Source organism: Streptomyces sp. P9-2B-2 (assembly GCF_030406865.1).
GTDB lineage: Bacteria > Actinomycetota > Actinomycetes > Streptomycetales > Streptomycetaceae > Streptomyces > Streptomyces platensis.
The window spans coordinates 7,635,642-7,652,263 of record NZ_CP129126.1 but is presented as its reverse complement, the minus strand read 5'-3'; the positions used below and the strand labels follow the sequence as shown (position 1 = coordinate 7,652,263).

The 16,622-nt window shown below is 71.1% G+C and carries 15 protein-coding genes; 1 reads left to right on the top strand and 14 read right to left on the bottom strand.

What is annotated here, in order from left to right:
- Position 1: 1 nt before the first annotated feature.
- The 13 genes from QT196_RS33630 to QT196_RS33570 all read right to left on the bottom strand — a co-directional run bounded on the left by QT196_RS33630 (position 2) and on the right by QT196_RS33570 (position 14,813).
- Entirely contained in the window at positions 2–670 is a 669-nt protein-coding gene (locus QT196_RS33630) for a 1-hydroxy-2-methyl-2-butenyl 4-diphosphate reductase (protein ID WP_290356273.1), read from the bottom strand.
- Positions 670–2,691 carry a squalene--hopene cyclase gene (gene shc / locus QT196_RS33625; protein ID WP_290356272.1) on the bottom strand — a complete coding sequence of 674 codons (2,022 nt, stop codon included), beginning with the start codon at positions 2,689–2,691 and terminating at the stop codon, positions 670–672. The genes QT196_RS33630 and shc overlap by 1 nt, the downstream gene beginning before the upstream one ends.
- 107 nt (positions 2,692–2,798) lie before the next feature.
- On the bottom strand, positions 2,799–3,863 hold the full coding sequence (locus tag QT196_RS33620) for a polyprenyl synthetase family protein (protein ID WP_211117485.1): 1,065 nt from the start codon (positions 3,861–3,863) through the stop codon (positions 2,799–2,801).
- 53 nt (positions 3,864–3,916) lie between these two features.
- Positions 3,917–5,374: a hydroxysqualene dehydroxylase HpnE gene (gene hpnE / locus QT196_RS33615; RefSeq protein ID WP_168482447.1), complete on the bottom strand. Its 1,458-nt coding sequence runs from the start codon at positions 5,372–5,374 to the stop codon at positions 3,917–3,919.
- A gap of 100 nt (positions 5,375–5,474) precedes the next feature.
- Entirely contained in the window at positions 5,475–6,416 is a 942-nt protein-coding gene (gene hpnD, locus QT196_RS33610) for a presqualene diphosphate synthase HpnD (RefSeq protein ID WP_168482446.1), read from the bottom strand.
- A gap of 8 nt (positions 6,417–6,424) precedes the next feature.
- Positions 6,425–7,327, bottom strand: coding sequence for a squalene synthase HpnC (gene hpnC, locus QT196_RS33605; protein ID WP_168484160.1), 903 nt, complete (start codon positions 7,325–7,327; stop codon positions 6,425–6,427).
- Positions 7,328–7,776: 449 nt separating this feature from the next.
- The gene (locus QT196_RS33600) at positions 7,777–8,580 is read right to left on the bottom strand and encodes an ABC transporter ATP-binding protein (RefSeq protein ID WP_085922548.1); all 804 of its coding nucleotides are present in this window, start codon (positions 8,578–8,580) and stop codon (positions 7,777–7,779) included.
- Positions 8,573–9,502: an ABC transporter permease gene (locus QT196_RS33595; protein ID WP_168482445.1), complete on the bottom strand. Its 930-nt coding sequence runs from the start codon at positions 9,500–9,502 to the stop codon at positions 8,573–8,575. The genes QT196_RS33600 and QT196_RS33595 overlap by 8 nt, the downstream gene beginning before the upstream one ends.
- Positions 9,503–9,580: 78 nt before the next feature.
- Positions 9,581–10,453, bottom strand: a complete 873-nt coding sequence (locus tag QT196_RS33590; RefSeq protein WP_168482444.1) for a glycosyltransferase — start codon at positions 10,451–10,453, stop codon at positions 9,581–9,583.
- Between the two features lie 14 nt (positions 10,454–10,467).
- The gene (locus QT196_RS33585; RefSeq protein ID WP_042161007.1) at positions 10,468–11,247 is read right to left on the bottom strand and encodes a CDP-alcohol phosphatidyltransferase family protein; all 780 of its coding nucleotides are present in this window, start codon (positions 11,245–11,247) and stop codon (positions 10,468–10,470) included.
- Entirely contained in the window at positions 11,225–12,286 is a 1,062-nt protein-coding gene (locus QT196_RS33580) for an iron-containing alcohol dehydrogenase family protein (RefSeq protein ID WP_085922552.1), read from the bottom strand. Before QT196_RS33580 ends, QT196_RS33585 begins: the two co-directional genes overlap by 23 nt.
- On the bottom strand, positions 12,274–13,011 hold the full coding sequence (locus QT196_RS33575; protein ID WP_085922553.1) for a phosphocholine cytidylyltransferase family protein: 738 nt from the start codon (positions 13,009–13,011) through the stop codon (positions 12,274–12,276). Before QT196_RS33575 ends, QT196_RS33580 begins: the two co-directional genes overlap by 13 nt.
- Positions 13,008–14,813 (bottom strand): DUF5941 domain-containing protein, encoded by a 1,806-nt coding sequence (locus QT196_RS33570; protein WP_168484159.1) that lies wholly within the window; start codon positions 14,811–14,813, stop codon positions 13,008–13,010. The genes QT196_RS33575 and QT196_RS33570 overlap by 4 nt, the downstream gene beginning before the upstream one ends.
- A 547-nt stretch (positions 14,814–15,360) precedes the next feature.
- On the opposite strand from QT196_RS33570, the gene idi reads away from it, so the two are divergent.
- Complete coding sequence (gene idi, locus QT196_RS33565; protein ID WP_085922555.1) at positions 15,361–15,972, top strand: isopentenyl-diphosphate Delta-isomerase; 612 nt, start codon at positions 15,361–15,363, stop codon at positions 15,970–15,972.
- Here idi and QT196_RS33560 read toward each other — a convergent pair.
- Positions 15,947–16,438 carry an ATP-binding protein gene (locus QT196_RS33560; protein WP_168482443.1) on the bottom strand — a complete coding sequence of 164 codons (492 nt, stop codon included), beginning with the start codon at positions 16,436–16,438 and terminating at the stop codon, positions 15,947–15,949. The genes idi and QT196_RS33560 overlap by 26 nt on opposite strands.
- Positions 16,439–16,622 lie beyond the last annotated feature (184 nt).

Here is a 16,622-nt window from a genome sequence, read left to right as displayed (position 1 = left end):
CTCACCTCCAGGGGAGCAGCAAAGAACGGTGCCATTCGTGGAAAACGGGAAGTACGGAGCGCAGCACTCGGAAGGCCGATATTCCACCGCGCACGGTGCCGATTCGTACGAGTTCATGTTCTGGAGCGTCCACGACCACCCGGACGGCCGCAACCGGACGGCGGCCGGCGGCCCGGGCGGCACCGAGGGTCGCGGCGGACTCCATGTCCACCGCGACCGCACCGGCGGCATGCAGCTCGGCCCGCTCCGCGCCCCGTACGACGTGGTCGGAGCCGCACAGCAGCCCGCTGTGCACGGTCAGACCGCGCTCCCGCAGGGCCCGGAGCAGCGGGCCGTTGTCACGGCAGGGCGTCTCCGGAGCGGCGGCGTGGTGCCCGCGGGTGGCCTCGGCGACGACCACGTCCCCGGGGCGCATCCCGGGGGCGAGGCCGGCGCAGAAGCCGCTGGCGATCACGGGGGAACGTTCGGTGACCGAGCCTTTACACAGCGCTTCGGCGAGGGCGCGTTCGGCCGCCTGGGGGCCCATCCCGGTGCGGAGCGTGACCACCCGCGGGCCGGCTTCCCCCGCCGCTCCCCCGCGGCCCCCGCGGCGCAGCGCGAACCGCTCGATGCCGAGCGCACAGGCGATCAGCAGCGGCGGCTCCGCGTCCGTCGGGGGCCGGCCCGTCATCAGGACTCCACCGGTACGCCGCCCGGTCCCCCGCCGAGGTAGCGGCCCAGGGCCGTCAGCGGGAAGACCTGGCGGTACAGGTGATAGTTGATGGAGAAGTCCCAGGGGAAGCCGGTGCCGGTGAAGTGCGGCTCGTCCCAGGACCCGTCCTCGCGCTGGGTCGCGGCCAGCCAGCGCACCCCGCGCCGTACCGGCTGGCTGTCCCGCTCCCCGGCCGCGAGCAGCGCCATCAGCGCCCAGGCGGTCTGCGAGGCGGTCGAGGCACCGCGCCCGGCCCACCGCTCTTTGTCCTGGTAGGAGCGCTGGTCCTCGCCCCAGCCGCCGTCGTCGTTCTGCACCCGCTCCAGCCAGCGCACGGCCCGGCGGACCGCGGGGTGCGAGCCGGGGACGCCGACCGCGGCCAGGGCGGGGAGCACCGATCCGGTGCCGTAGAGGTAGTTGGTGCCCCAGCGGCCGAACCACGAGCCGTCAGGTTCCTGTTCGGCCAGCAGCCAGGCGATCCCGCGGCGGGTGCGCGGGTCGTGGGTACGGCCGACATCGGCGAGCATCTCGACGACATGGGCGGTGACATCGGCCGACGGCGGGTCGATGACCTCCCCGAAGTCGCAGAACGGCAGCCGGTTGGGGAACGGGCTGGTGTTGTCGACGTCGAAGGCGCCCCAGGCCCCGTTCTTCGACTGCATCCCGAGGTTCCAGCGCACCGCGCGCCGGACCGCGGCGTCGACCCGCAGCGGATCGGGGTGCCGGACCCGGCGCAGCGCGAGCACCACCTCCGCGGTGTCGTCGATGTCCGGGTAGTTATCGTTCTCGAACTCGAAACCCCAGCCCCCGGAGGGGAGTTGGGGCCGTTTGACGCTCCAGTCGCCGGGCCGGTCGATCTGCTCGGCGAGCATCCACTCGGCGGCCTTGAGCAGCTGCGGGTGGTCGGCGGGCACTCCGGCGTCGGCCAGCGCGATGGTCGCCAGGCAGGTGTCCCAGACCGGGGACTGGCAGGCCTCGATCATCCGGGTACCGTCCTCGCGCCAGACGGCGAACCGGTCGAGGGAGTCCAGACCGGCGCGCAGCACGGGGTGGTCGAGGTCGTAGCCGCAGAGGTGCAGGGCGATGACGGAGTAGACGGCGGGGGGCTGGATACCGCCCCAGCAGCCGTCGTTCTCCTGCCGTTCGACGATCCAGCGTGCGGCGGAGCGCATCGCGGCCCGGCGCAGACCGGGCAGGGCGACCTTGTGGTAGACGTGCAGCGCCTTGTCGAGGCGCTGGAACACGCCGTCCCAGGTGGTGGCGGGGGCGAGCGGCCGCGGCGGGTTGGGGTGACGCGGATCGGTGTGCAGCTCGTCGAGGGCGAACGGGGCCGGGCGGACCGGGCGCTTGGCCGAGACGATGGTCAGCGGCACGATGGTCTGCCGCGCCCAGCACCCGAAGTCATAGATGTTGAGCGGGAACCACTTGGGGAAGTAGAGGAGTTCCGGCGGCAGTTGGGGCAGGTCGTCCCACTTCCACCAGCCGAAGAGCGCCAGCCAGATGCGGGTGAAGACCCGGGCCGCGGCGATCCCGCCCTCCGCGCGGACCCAGGCGGCGGCCCGGGCCATGTGCGGCGCGTCGGGGGCGTCCCCGGCGAGCCGCAGGGCGACATAGGCCTCGATGGTGGCGGAGAGTTCACCGGGCCCGCCGTAGAAGGTGGCCCAGGTGCCGTCCGCGCCCTGTTGCCCACGGATGTGGCGGGCGGCGGCTTCGGTGAGCTTCGGGTCCTGGATTCCCAGGAACTGACGGAGCAGCAGGTCTTCGGCGTCCATCGTGACGTTGGTCTCGAGGTCGCCCTTCCACCATCCGGCGGGGTCCTGGACGGACAGCAGATAGTCGGTGGCGCGTGCGGTCGCGCGCCGGGCGGCGTCCACCGTGTCCTGCCGTACGGCGGTGCGCGCGGGCGCTGGTGTGGCGGTCTTCTCAGCGGTGGTGGCATCGCTGGCCGAGGGGGCCCGGGGCGGCAGTGCCCCGGTGCTTCCGTCGGTCGTCGCTGTCATGGCTTCCCCTTCGGCAGTGAACTGTGAAAAGCGTGCTCAGGGATTCCGTCGGCCGGCGCCCGGCTGGCACCGGCCGGCGACTGCGAACTATTCGGTGTCGATACTGCTCATCTCTGTCGTACGACGACGAAGTCCGCGAGCGCGACGAGCTGTGCGCGGACCTGCTCCGGCATGGCGATCTCGTCCAGGGCGGCGATGGCGGTGGCGTGCTGGCGGCGGGCCTCCTGGGAGGTCCACTCGCGGCCGCCGGCCTCCTCGATGAGGGCCGCGCGGGAGGCGAACTCTTCCTCGGTGAAGTCGGCAATCTCCGTCTCGCTCTTCTTCGCGTCGGCCGCCAGGATCTCGGCGAGACGCTCGGAGGCCGGGCCACCGGCCGCCAGCGCGGCGACGACCGGCAGCGACTTCTTGCGCTGCCGCAGATCGCTCCAGGTCTTCTTGCCGGTGGCGTCCGGGTCGCCCCAGATACCGAGCAGGTCGTCGATGGCCTGGAAGGCGAGGCCGAGGTGGTAGCCGTACTTCTCCAGGGTGTCGGCGGTGCGGTCGTCGGCGCCGCCCAGGACCGCACCGATGGAGACGGCACAGGCCAGCAGCGCGCCGGTCTTGTTGCCCTCCATCTCCAGGCACTCCTCGACGGTGACCCGCTCGCGGTGCTCGTAGGAGATGTCCTGGGCCTGACCATCGATCAGCTTACGGGTGGCCAGGGTGAGCCGGCGGGTGGCGCGGCCGGCGTCGACCGTGCCGAGCTCCAGCAGTATTTCGTTGGCGAGCGCGAACAGCGCGTCACCGACGAGGATGGCCTGCGCGGGGCCGTGCACCTTCCAGACCGTGTCGCGGTGCCGGCGCTGCTCGTCGCCGTCCATGAGGTCGTCGTGCAGCAGCGAGAAGTTGTGCACCAGCTCGACGGCGACCGCCCCGGGGACACCGACCTCGGGGGCCGCACCGGCGGCCTCGGCCGACAGCAGCGCGAGCGCCGGCCGCACCGCCTTGCCGCTGTCACCCGCGGTGGGGTGGCCCTCGGCGTCGATCCAGCCGAAGTGGTAGGCGGCGACGGTGTCCATGGGAGGAGCGAGCCGGTCCACGGCCGCGCGCAGCACGGGGGTGGCGAGTGTCCGCCCGCGCTCCAGCAGAGCGGTGACGCTCTCGGTGTCGATAGCTGGGGAAGCCGGGTTCACGGTTTCTCCTCTGTTTCCGACGCTCGTGCTCGTGCGAGCGCTCGTACTCGTAGTCATGCCGCCTCCTGAGGCAACTGGCCCTGGGGGAAGCCGAGTTCGTTGAGTGCCTCGCGAGCGGCGGCAGTGCCGCTGCGAACAGCGCTTTCCATGGTCGCGGGCCACCCGGTGGCGGTCCACGCACCGGCCAGGAACAGGCCGGGGGCTTGAGTGCGGGCGGCGGGGCGGAGCCTGCCGACGCCCGGGGCGGGCGCGAAGGTCGCGGTGCGCTCGCGGGTGACGAAGAAGTCGCGGATCCTGGCGCCCCGGGCGGCGGGCAGCAGCCGCTCCAGCTCGGGCAGATAGCGTGCGCGGAGCTTGGCGACCGGCTCGTCGATCTCCTCCTGCGCGGCGGACTGCGAGACCGCCAGATACTGGCAGCGCTCGTTCCCGGCGATCCGCGTCAGCCCCGAGGCGTCGGTGCGGTCGAAGACCCACTGGACCGGGGAGCCGACCGCGGCGAAGAAGGGGCGGCGCAGCACCTTGCGGTCGTAGACGACATGGAGGTTGAGGATCGGGGCGGTGCCGATGTCCAGCAGCCGGTCCTTGCCGTCCAGCGCCCCGTCGGGCAGCAGGCCGTGCGCCTCGCGCTGGGGTACGGCGAGGACGACGGTGTCGGCGGTGAGCTGCTCGGTGCCGTGCGGGCCGTTCTCCACCGACACCTGCCAGCCGCCGTCCCGGCGGGTGACGGCACCGGCGCGGGTGCGCAGGGCGATACGGACACCTGCCTTCTCCAGGGCCGTACGGGCGAGGGTGTCGTGGACGTCGCCGAGCGGGACGCGGGACCAGCCGATGTCGGCGGCGCCGGGGGCGGACAGCAGCCCGGTCTTGAAGACCTTGGCGGCCAGGCCCAGCGAGGCGTCACCGGCCCGGGCGTTGAGGGTCGCGATGCCGACCAGGTCCCACAGCGCCTCGATTGCACGGGCCGACTGGCCGTACCGGCGCAGCCAGCTGCCGAAGTCCAGACCGTCCAGCGCGGGGTCGGCCGGGTCGAGGCCCTTGAGCGCGAGGGTGGCCCGTACGACCCCGGCGCGCTCGGCGGGGGACAGATGCGGGTAGCCGGCGAGGCTTTGGGCGAGGTGCAGCGGGACGGGCAGCGCAGTGCGGCGCAGCCGGCCGAGCCGCATCCGGTCGGCGTCCAGGACCGGGACGTCCATCCGCTCCTGGACGGGCACCAGATGTGCGGCGCCGGTCCGCTCCAGCAGCCGGCTGTAGGCGGTGCAGCAGCGCAGATAGACATGCTGGCCGTTGTCGACGGACAGTTCGCCGGCGGCGGAGTCGCGGCGGAAGGAGAAGACCAGTCCGCCGAGGCGGGGCCGGCCCTCGATCAGGGTGACCCGCAGCCCGGCGTCGGCCAGTGCGAGCGCCGCGGTGGTGCCGGCGAGACCGCCCCCGATGACCACCGCAGCCGCCCCTTCGGGACGGCCGGGCGGCAGCTCACGGTGCCGGTCGGTTCGGGTCGCTCCCGATGTCATGTGATCTCCCCCTGTACTGCTGTCTCGGACGCAGCCGGCCCGGGGAGGGTTGCCTGCCGCGCTGACGCGGGATCACCGCTGTCGTTCGCCGCCCCGCACCTCATCCGCGCCTCCGGACGGCCTGCCGCCGGCCGATCGCCCGTGCGTCGAGCCCGGACAGCCCGCGCACCGCGACGAAGGCCTTCTCCCGGCCGGGCAGGGAGACCCGGCCGCGCAGCACCGCCTCGGGGTCGGCGGCGATCCGCGTCAGCAGACGGTGGTAGATACCGGCCATCGCGGCCACACAGGCGCCGCTGCGCCGGTCGAGCATCGGCAGCAGCCGGAAGCCGTCGGCGAACAGCGCGCGGGCCCGCTTCACCTCGAAGTGCACCAGCCCGGTGAAGTCGGAGCCGGGCGGCGGCACGGAACGGTCGAATCCGGCCGCGCAGCCGAACTTGGCGAGGTCCTCGGCGGGCAGGTAGGTGCGCCCGTTTCCGGCGTCCTCGCGAACATCCCGGAGAATGTTGGTCAGTTGGAGGGCCAGGCCGAGGGTGTCGGCGTACTCGGCGGCGCGCTCGGCGTCCTGCGCGCCCGGCACCGTGCCGAACACGCCCAGCGAGAGCCGGCCGATGGCACCGGCGACGCAGCGGCAGTAGACCTTCAGCTCGTCCCAGGTCTCATAGGTCGCGCCGCGCACATCCATCAGCACGCCGTCGATCAGCTCGTCGAGCCCCTCCAGCGGCAGCGGGAAGCGGCGGGCGGCGTCGGCGAGCGCGACGGCCACCGGATCGGTGTCGTCCTCGTCGATCCGGCCGTCCTTGATACGGGCCAGCAGCGCCCGGGTGTCCTCCAGGCGCCCCTTCTTGGCGGCGGGCTCCAGGGTGCCGTCACCGATGTCGTCGATCCGGCGGGAGAAGGCGTAGAGCGCCGACATGGCCTGCCGCTTGTCGGTCGGCAGCAGCCGGATGCCATAGGCGAAGTTGCGTGCCTGCTGCCCGGTGATGGCCTCGCAGTAGCGATACGCAGCGAGCACCGGCGCGGACGCGTGTGCAGATGCCTCCACGGTCCGACTCACCCCTTCCTTCGCAATGTCGCCCTTACCTCGCGCAGCAGGCTGAGCTTGGTCGGCTTGGGCGGTCCAGGGAGTACGTCGTGATCGGCGGCCGCGACCGCCTGGAGTGCAGCGCGTCCGCCGGCCACGAATCCGGCCAGCAGCAGCTTGAGTCTGCCGTGGACGCTACCCACCAGCGGGGTGCCTTCATTCAGCAGGTCACGGGCGCGTTCCGCCTCGTAGGCGATCAGCGCACGCACCGATGCGCCCCCGCTGGGCGCGGCCAGATCCGCCTCGGTGACACCAAAGCGTTTCATGTCCTCGGCGGGGAGGTAGATACGGTCGCGCCCGAGGTCCTCGGCCACGTCCTGGACGTGTTCGACGATCTGCAGGGCGGTGCAGACCGCGTCCGAGCGGCGGATGCGTTCGGGGCTCGCGGTGCCGGTGATGCCGAGGACGAGGCGGCCGACGGGGTTGGCGGACAGCTCGCAGTAGGCGACGAGGTCGTCATAGGTGCCGTAGCGGCTCACCCGCTGGTCCTGCCGGTTGGCCTCGATCAGCCCGAGGAACGGCTCGGGGGTCAGCGCGCAGCGGCGGACGGTCGGGCCGAGCCGGCGCAGCAGCGGATGCCGGGGGCCGGGGGCCCGGTCGCTGAAGACGCGGTGAAGGTCGGCCTCCAGCGCGTCCAGCAAGGCCAGCCTGTCTCCCCCACTCTCGGCTGCGCTCGAGCGGGAGGTGCCCCCAGCTTGCGCGCGTTCCAGTCCGAGGAGTACGGCATCGCCGCCGCCGGGTGCGAGATCGCCGTCACCGATGTCGTCGACGAGCCGGGCGAAGCCGTAGACGGCCATCAGATCGGTCCGCCAGGCGCGGGGCAGGAAGAACGGTGCGACCGGGAAATTCTCGTGTGCGGCCTGATCGAGCACGGTGCGCGTCTGCTCCCGCCCGTCACCCGCCGCCCCCCTTCGGAGGATGGCGCGACGCGCCTGCTCGTTGTCTCGGCTCACCGGGGGCTGCCCGGCGCATTTCGGTGCCGGAGCGAACCAGTAGCCATTGCCGTCACGTCTCCCGTTCTACACCGCCAAGCTAAAACATCCTATTTCGGACACGCCGCAGCAGGCGACGCGCCTCGATCGAGCCCACATCGCCCGCTTGGGTGAGCATTGCCCGACATATACCACTTGTGCTGTTCGGTACCCGTACAGCTTACGTCGTACGTCTCACCCACGTCCGAGTGGGTCCCGAAGCGTGAGACGAAGATCAAGCCGGCGCCCCTTATGCCCGAACTTCTCCCGAGGCCGCCGGAGTTGACCGGTCCGCACGCTGGAAGGCCCCCGCGAGGCGGACTCGCGGAGGCCTTCGAGTACGGAGCGGACTACTTGCCCGTCTCCTTTTCGTACGCCTTGATGACCTCGTCCGTCGGACCGTCCATCAGCAGCTCGCCGCGCTCCAGCCACAGCACGCGGTCGCAGGTGTCGCGGATGGACTTGTTGTTGTGGCTGACGAGGAAGACCGTGCCGGCCTCCTTGCGCAGCTCGCGGATGCGGGCCTCGGAGCGCTTCTGGAAGCTGCGGTCACCCGTGGCCAGCGCCTCATCGATCATCAGCACATCGTGGTCCTTGGCCGCGGCGATGGAGAACCGCAGCCGGGCCGCCATACCCGACGAGTAGGTGCGCATCGGCAGCGAGATGAAGTCGCCCTTCTCGTTGATCCCGGAGAAGTCGACGATGCCCTCGTAGCGGTCCCGGACCTGCTCGCGGCTCATGCCCATCGCCAGCCCGCCGAGAAGGACGTTCTTCTCGCCGGTCAGATCGTTCATCAGGGCCGCGTTGACGCCCAGCAGCGAGGGCTGGCCGTGCGTGTAGACCTTGCCGCGCTCCGCGGGCAGCAGCCCGGCGACCGCCTTGAGCAGCGTCGACTTGCCCGAGCCGTTGGAACCGATCAGCCCGATCGACTCACCCCGGTACGCGGTGAAGGAGACACCCTTGACCGCGTGCACCTCACGCACACCCGAAGACGGCTTGCGGCGCACGATGCGGTTGAGCGCCGCGGTGGCGCTGCCCCGGCCCGCGCCGGTGCCGTAGACGCGGTAGACGATGTGCAGATCGTCCGCGATCACCGTCGGGATGCGCTCGGCGGCCGCCTCGGTCGGCTGAACGCCGTTCTTCTGCTCAGCCACGTCCGTACCGCTCCTCAGCCTTCCAGAAGTACACAAAGCCCACGACACCCATCACCAGCGCCCAGCCCCCGGCGAACGCCCACACATGCGGCGGCAGCTGACTCGCGTGGAAGCTGTCGATCAGCGCGAACCGCATCAGGTCGATGTAGATCGCGGCCGGGTTGGCGTTGAGGATGACTTCCACAAACGCCGGGACGTGCTTGCCCTTGAGGATCAGGTCGATGCTGAACATCACGCCGGAGGCATACATCCACGTCCGCATGATGAACGGCATCAGCTGCGCCAGGTCCGGGGTCTTGGAACCCAGCCGCGCCATCACCATCGCCAGGCCCGTGTTGAACACGAACTGAAGCGCCAGCGCCGGCACGACCAGCAGCCACGACCACGTCGGCAACTGCCCGAAGCCGAGCAGAATGAGGACCAGCACACCCATGGAGAAGAACAGCTGCTGGAGCTGCATCAGGCAGAACGAGATCGGCAGACAGGCCCGCGGGAAGTGCAGCGCCCGCACCAGACCGAGGTTGCCGGAGATCGCCCGAGTACCGGCCATCACCGAGCTCTGCGTGAAGGTGAAGATGAAGACACCGGTCACCAGGAACGGAACGAAGTCGGGGACGCCCTTCCTCGTACCGATCAGCAGGCCGAAGATCAAGTAGTACACGAGCGCGTTCAGCAGCGGCGTCGCCACCTGCCAGACCTGTCCCAGCTTGGCCTGGCTGTACTGCGCCGTCAGCTTGGCACTGGCGAAGGCGGAGATGAAATGCCGCCGGTCCCACAGCTGCCGGACGTACTCCGGAAGGCCGGGACGGGCCCCGCTCTGCGAGAGCCCGTACTTCTGGGCCCGCTGGGCGGGCGTGAGCCCTTCGTCGGAAGATGGCGGGGCACTCATGGCGACCGCACTGTCGTGCGTGGTCTCGCTCACAGTTGACACTTTCGTCCTCAAGGTGCGCTGCCGGGGCCACGCCCCGGTTCGCGCCTGATGCTCTCAGATACGAGCTTGTCAGATGACGGGAGGGCGGCCCAGTCGGGTCAGTCGCCAAACGGTAGCCCACTTCATGGGGCGCCTGGGACCGCACGGCCTGACGCAGCCCTCCTTGAAGCCGCCCAGCCAGGCCCGCAGCGCCGGTCGCGACGGCCGCCGGGCGAGGGTGAGCAGGAACCAGACACCGAGATAGACCGGAACCAGCAGCGCGGGGAGGTTGCGGCGGGCCAGCCACACACGGTTACGGGCCACCATCCGGTGGTAGACCGCGTGCCGGGCCGGTGCCGTCGTCGGGTGGAAGAGGACCATGTCCGACCGGTAGTCGATCTGCCAGCCGGCGTCCAGCGCCCGCCAGGCCAGATCGGTTTCCTCATGGGCGTAGAAGAAGTCGTCGGGCAGCCCGCCGACCTCCTCGAAGACATGCGTCCGGACCGCGTTCGCACCGCCGAGGAAGGTGGTGACCCGCGACGACCGCATCGGGTCCGAGGCGCGCAGCCGCGGGACGTGCCGGCGCTGGGTCTCGCCGGTGTCCGGGTCGGCGATCCGGAAGCTGATGATGCCGAGCTCCCGGTCGGCGGCGAACGCCTCGCGGCACAGTTCGGCGGTGTCCTCCCTGGCCAGCAGCCCGTCGTCGTCGAGGAAGAGCAGCACATCGACGTCGCCGCCGCCGGGGCCGAAGGCCTCGATGCCGACGTTGCGGCCGGCCGGGATGCCGACGTTCTCCGGCAGCTCGACGGTCCGTACGCCCTCGGGGAGCTCGGGCAGCGGCGAACCGTTGCCCACGACGACGGTCTCGATCGGGTCGCCGTGCTGCTTGGCGACCGAGTCCAGCAGCGCGCGCAGCTCCTCGGGGCGGTTGCCCATCGTCAGGACAACCGCACCGATCCGCATTCGGGACGCCCCCGTCACTTGAGCCTGCTGGAGGCGAGGATGGACACGAGGTGGAGCAGCGTCTGGAGGAGCGCGATGCCGGCGAGCACGGCGACGCCGAGACGGGAGAAGAACAGGTCGCCCCTGATCGAGTCCACGATCGCCAGGACCAGGATCAGCAGGGACGCCTCGATACCGAGGATGAGCCGGTGGAACTTCAGCGCCCCGGCGGCCTTGCGGGCCAGCGCCATACCGGACGAGCGCGGCTCGGAAGCCGCCTCCTTGACCGGCGGCAGCCCGCCCTGGTGCCGGGCGACACCGACGAGGTCGGTCTCGGCCTTGATCAGGATCGCGCCGAGGGCGGCGAGGGTGCCGAGGAAGGCCCACAGCCAGTCGATCCGGCCGGAGCCCCACAGGTCGGCGGCGCGCAGGCCGAAGCCGACCAGGACCGCGGCGTCGCACAGGTAGGCGCCGACCCGGTCCAGGTACACCCCGCCCAGCGAGAACTGCTTCTTCCAGCGGGCGACCTCGCCGTCGACACAGTCGAGCAGCAGGTACAGCTGGACCATCAGCACACCGAGCACGGCGCCCGCGATCCCCGGCACGAGCAGTGCCGGGGCGGCGAGGACGCCGAAAACGGTCATCAGGTAGGTCAGCTGGTTGGGCGTGACCTTCGTGTTCACCAGGTGCCGGTCGATGCGCAAGGAGATCTCACGCATATAGAGGCGACCGCCCCAGTGCTCACCGCTGCGCCGGTCCTTGACACCCTCGGGGTGCACGACCGGGCGGAGTTCAGCTACTGACGGCTTCTGCATAGTCGGCGTATGCGTCCCTGATCTGGTCGGCGGACAGGTCGAGGTGCTCAAGGATGGTGTAGCGCCCGGGGCGGGTCTTGGGCGCGTACGCGACGGCCTCGACGAACTCCTCGTCGGTGAAGCCGATCTCGCCGGGGGTGACCGGCAGACCGTGCCGGCGCAGCACCTCGACCATCAGGTCCCGGGTCTCCTTGTCCCCGCGCAGATGCGTGGCGAAGGCGGCACCGAGGCCGCACTGCTCGCCATGGCTCGCCGCGCGCTTGGGGAAGAGGATGTCCAGGGCGTGGTTGATCTCGTGGCAGGCGCCGGACGCCGGGCGGCTGTCGCCCGCCACCGACATCGAGATGCCGGTGAGGACCAGGCCCTCGGCCAACACCTGGAGGAAGTTGTCGTCGCCGACACCACCGGGGTGGCGCAGCACGGCCTCGCCGGCCTGGCGCGCCATGGCGGCCGCCAGTCCGTCGATGTCCTCACCGGTCTCCCGGTGCGAGAGCTCCCAGTCCGCGACCGCGGAGATGTTGGAGATCGCGTCGCCGATGCCGGAGCGGACGAACCGGACCGGGGCCTCACGGATGATGTCGAGGTCGATCACCACGGCGATCGGGTTCGGCACCCCGTAGGAGCCGCGGCCCGCATCGTTGTCCAGGGTGGCGACCGGCGAGCACAGACCGTCGTGCGACAGGTTCGTCGCGACGGCGACCAGCGGCAGACCGATCCGCGCCGCGGCGAACTTGGCGCAGTCGATGATCTTGCCGCCGCCCAGGCCCACGACGGCGTCGTAGTGCCCCTTCTTCATGGCGTCGGCGAGCTTGATCGCGTCGTCCAGGGTGCCGCCGCCGACCTCGTACCACTCGGCGCCCGGCAGCGCGGGGGACAGCCGCTCGCGCAGCCGCGCACCCGAGCCGCCGCTGATCGCGATGGCGAGCTTGCCGGACGCGGAGATGCGCTGATCGGCCAGCAGGCCCGCCAGGTCGTCCAGGGCGCCGGCGTTGATGTCAACAACGACCGGGGACGGGATGAGGCGGGTCAGTACTGGCATGCGATGTCACGGCCCTTCGCCAGGTCGTCGTGGTTGTCGATCTCGACCCACTTGACGTCGCCGATGGGGGCCACGTCCACCTTGAAGCCGCGGTTGACGAGCTCCTGGTAGCCGTCCTCGTAGTAGAGGTCGGGGTCCCGCTCGAAGGTGGTCTTCAGGGCGTCGGCCAGCTCCTCGGCGGCCTCGCCCTCGATGAGGGTGACACCGATGTACTCACCGGTCGCCTCGGCCGGGTCCATCAGCTTGGTGATCTTCTGGACACCCTTGGCGGGGTCCACGATGACCTTCATCTCCTCGTCGGCCAGCTGCTTGACCGTGTCGAGGGCGAGGATGATCTTCTGGCCGTTGCCGCGGGCGGCGAGCAGGGTCTTCTCGACGGAGACCGGGTGCACGGTGTCGCCGTTGGCGAGGATCACGGTGTGCTTGATGGAGTCACGGCCGCACCACAGGGAGTAGGCGTTGTTCCACTCCTCGGCCTTGTCGTTGTCGATGAGGGTGAGCTTGAGGCCGTACTTCTGCTCCAGGGCCTCCTTGCGCTCGTAGACGGCTTCCTTGCGGTAGCCGACGATGATCGCGACCTCGGTCAGGCCGATCTCGGCGAAGTTCCCGAGGGTCAGGTCGAGGATGGTCGTGTCCCCGTCGACCGGCACCAGAGCCTTGGGCAGGGTGTCGGTGTAGGGGCGCAGACGCCGTCCGGCGCCGGCAGCCAGCACGAGGCCGATCATGCGGGTTCTCCTTCATCGTGTACGGCGGGTGCTTGGGAGGACACCCAGAAACGGATGCTCTCGATGAGCACCAGCAGCGCCAGGGCCACAGCAAGGGCCGTCAGCGCGATTGTGAAACCTGAGGGGGACAGCGCGGCGGCGAGGACGGTGATCACGAGGATCCGTCCCTCATGTCCGCCGGTCGCCCGGACCAGCCACCGCGGCGGGGCTCCGGTGCCACCACGGATGCGGTAGACCGTGTCGTAGTGATGGTAGGCGACCGCCGCGACCAGCCCGTACGCCGCCGGAAGCGCTCCGGGGACGTCCGCCCGGGCGGCCAGCACCAGGATGGTGACGTACTCACCGGCCCGGAAGAAGGGCGGCACGAGCCAGTCGAGGGCACCCTTGAGCGGCCGGGCCACGGCCGCACCGGCCAGCAGCGCGGAGCAGACGGCGACGCCGACGGTCAGCCAGGACGCGGGGTCGTTCTCGAAGATCACCCAGACCAGCAGCACGGCGGCTGAGAGAAATGCCATGACGGGGGCCAGGAAGGAACCGGTCCGGCCGCGGCCCCGGGCGCTGCGGGCGATCAGCTCGGCGAGCGGCCCGGAGTCGGCGAGGTCGGCCAGCGCCTGGGCGGCACGGTCGGTACGCCGGGCCCGGCGGGTCAGCGAGCGCAGCACCCGGCCGGCCGTGGTGTAGCAGGCGGCCAGCGCACAGCCGATGAGCAGGGCGTAGAAGACGATGCGCGGGGTGGTCAGCGCGGTGAGCACCGCGATCATGGCCCAGCGTTCGCCGATCGGCAGCACGATCATCCGGCGCACCCAGACCGTCCAGCCGACGCTGTCGAGCTTGCCGGAGAGGGCGGCGGTGGGGCTGGTGTTGGCGGCGGCGTCGTGGTTCGCCTCGTTGAAGGAGAAGTCGACGACGTGGCGGCAGGTCATCAGGACCATCGCGCCGAGCGCCAGCGCCCAGACATCGTCCCCGCCGCGGGCCGCCCCGAGGGCGAGGCCCGCGTAGTACGCGTACTCCTTGGCCCGGTCGAAGGTGGCGTCCAGCCAGGCGCCCATCGTCGAGTACTGGAGGGAGTAGCGGGCGAGCTGCCCGTCCGTGCAGTCCAGGACGAAGGAGAACAGCAGCAGGAAACCGGCCGCGACGAAGCCGCCACGGGTTCCGGTCGCCGCGCAGCCGGCCGCGATCAGCGCGGTGAGCAGCGAGGCGGTGGTGACCTGGTTGGGGGTGAGCCCGCGCCGCGCGCACCAGCGGGCGAGATAGCGGGAGTACGGGCTGATGCAGTACGTGGTGAAGAACCCGTCGCGGGACTTCACGGCGGTGCGCAGCCGGACGGCCTCGTCGTCGACGGCCGCGACGGCCTCCCGGGCGTCCTCGCGCTGCGCCGGGGTGAGCGCGACGGTGGCGACCAGGCTGCCCAGCTCGACGCGGTGCAGACCGATCTCGTCGCGGTCGAGGGACTCGGTGAGGGTGTCGGTGAGGACATCCGTGAGGTGGGCGGTGCCGGCGCCGACCGGGATCCTGCCGACCGCGCGGGTCAGCGCGGCGCGGGCCGCGGGCTGCGCGGTGAGCGCGCCGGGCACGGCCGCGGCCGGGAAGCGGGGGTCGGTCAGCGCCAGCCGCAGGGCGTGCGGATGGCCCACGAAGCGGGGGTCGACCACGGCGACCCGCTCCTGGGCGGGCACCGCGTTGATCAGCTCGGCGGCGGCCGTGGCATCGTCCGCCGTACGGACGTCAAAGCCCAGCGCGCGCAGGTCGGCTTCGAGCGGCGACCCGGCGACCGGCGGACCGGTGAGGATGGCGGTCGACAGACGAACTCACTCCTTGGATGCTGACAAGGCAGCGCCGGTCGGTCCGCATTCGATACGAACTACCCGGGCAGCGGGCGTGGCACACCTCGCCCCTGGGAGGGCCGGGTGGCACGTCGGCAGAGGCTATCGGATCGCCGGATGCGGCCGTTCACCGCGCATTCACCGCACGATCGAGTGACCGACGGCTGCGCCTGCCGCGATCATCATGGTGGATCGGGTGGCCCATGAACAACTGGCCCGCAGGTCCGGGGCCCGATCCGGTGCCGGTTATGAGAGGGCTGGTCACAGGGCGGGCGGGTTGTGCCGGGGCCGGTGTGGTGAGATCCATCCCAGGTCCGGGGCGCGTGCCGTCCGCCGGTGGCGCCACGGCCGCCGGCCGGTATCCGCCGGGCCGGGGGCGGCGGGCCCGGTGGCGGGTGTGGACCATCTCACGGCAGGCGCGCCGGGTGACCGGTGCGCGGGCTTGTTGCGCCGCGCACCCGCTGTGCCGGTGATGCGGACCCGGCTAGGGCAGACTTGGCGTCGAAGACCGACGACAAGGATGGGCATGCCGATCACACCTGCCAACGGACAGACCGCCGGGGACCCGGCGGTGAGCACACCGGGCGGCACCGCCGAACCGATCATGCTGGAGCTGGTCGACGAGGACGGTACGACGATCGGCACCGCGGAGAAGCTCGCCGCCCACCAGCCCCCCGGGCAACTGCACCGGGCCTTCTCGGTCTTCCTCTTCGACGAGAAGGGCCGGCTGCTGCTCCAGCGCCGGGCGCTGGGGAAGTACCACTCCCCCGGCGTGTGGTCCAACACCTGCTGCGGCCATCCGTACCCGGGCGAGGCGCCGTTCGCGGCCGCCGCCCGCCGGACCGCGGAGGAACTGGGCCTGGCGCCCTCCCTGCTGGCCGAGGCCGGCACGGTCCGTTACAACCATCCCGACCCGGACTCCGGCCTCGTGGAGCAGGAGTACAACCACCTGTTCGTCGGGCTGGTGCGGGCCGAGCCGGCGCCCGACCCCGAGGAGATCGGCGAGATCGCCTTCGTGACGCCGGAGGAGCTGGCCGAGCGGCATGCCGAGGCGCCGTTCTCCGCCTGGTTCATGACCGTGCTGGACGCGGCGAGGCCGGCGGTGCGCGAGCTCACAGGAGGAGCGGCGGGCTGGTAACGGGCGGGGTGAGCGGCAGCTCGGCCCAGATGGCCTTGCCGCCGTTCCTCGTGTGTTCCACACCGCATTTGCCGCCCACCTCCGCGGTGAGCGTCTTGACCAGCCACAATCCGCGGCCGCCGACATCACCCTGATCCGCCTCCAGTGCCTTGGGACGGTAGGGGTGATCGTCCTCGACCGCGACCCGTAGCCAGTTCGCCCCGAGGGTGACCTGTACGGCGATCTGGGGCGAGAGCAGGGCGGCGTGCCGGACGGCGTTGGTGACGAGTTCGGAGACGATGAGCAGCAGGCCGTCCATGATCGCGGCGGCGACGGGTACACACTGTTCGGCGAGCAGATCCCGGACCGCGTGCCGGGCCTGCGGCACCGAGGCCTCCAGTGCCGGGGCGGTGAACCGCCAGACACCTTCGTACGCGAGCGGGGAGGTCAGCTCTTCGGGGGGTTCTGCGGGGGGTCCGGAAGGCATCCTCACAGGAAGAGTGTTGGGAATGCATTGGTCCGGACCGGCCTGCTGACCACAAGTCAGCATCTATCGACGGCTTCTGGCCGATTCCGAGTGGTTGGCCCGGCCCGGGGACCGGACCTGTTCCCTTTGTGCCGCGTTCCCGGACCGCCGCGCCCTGGACCACCAAGAACAGCAGGCCCGGTGC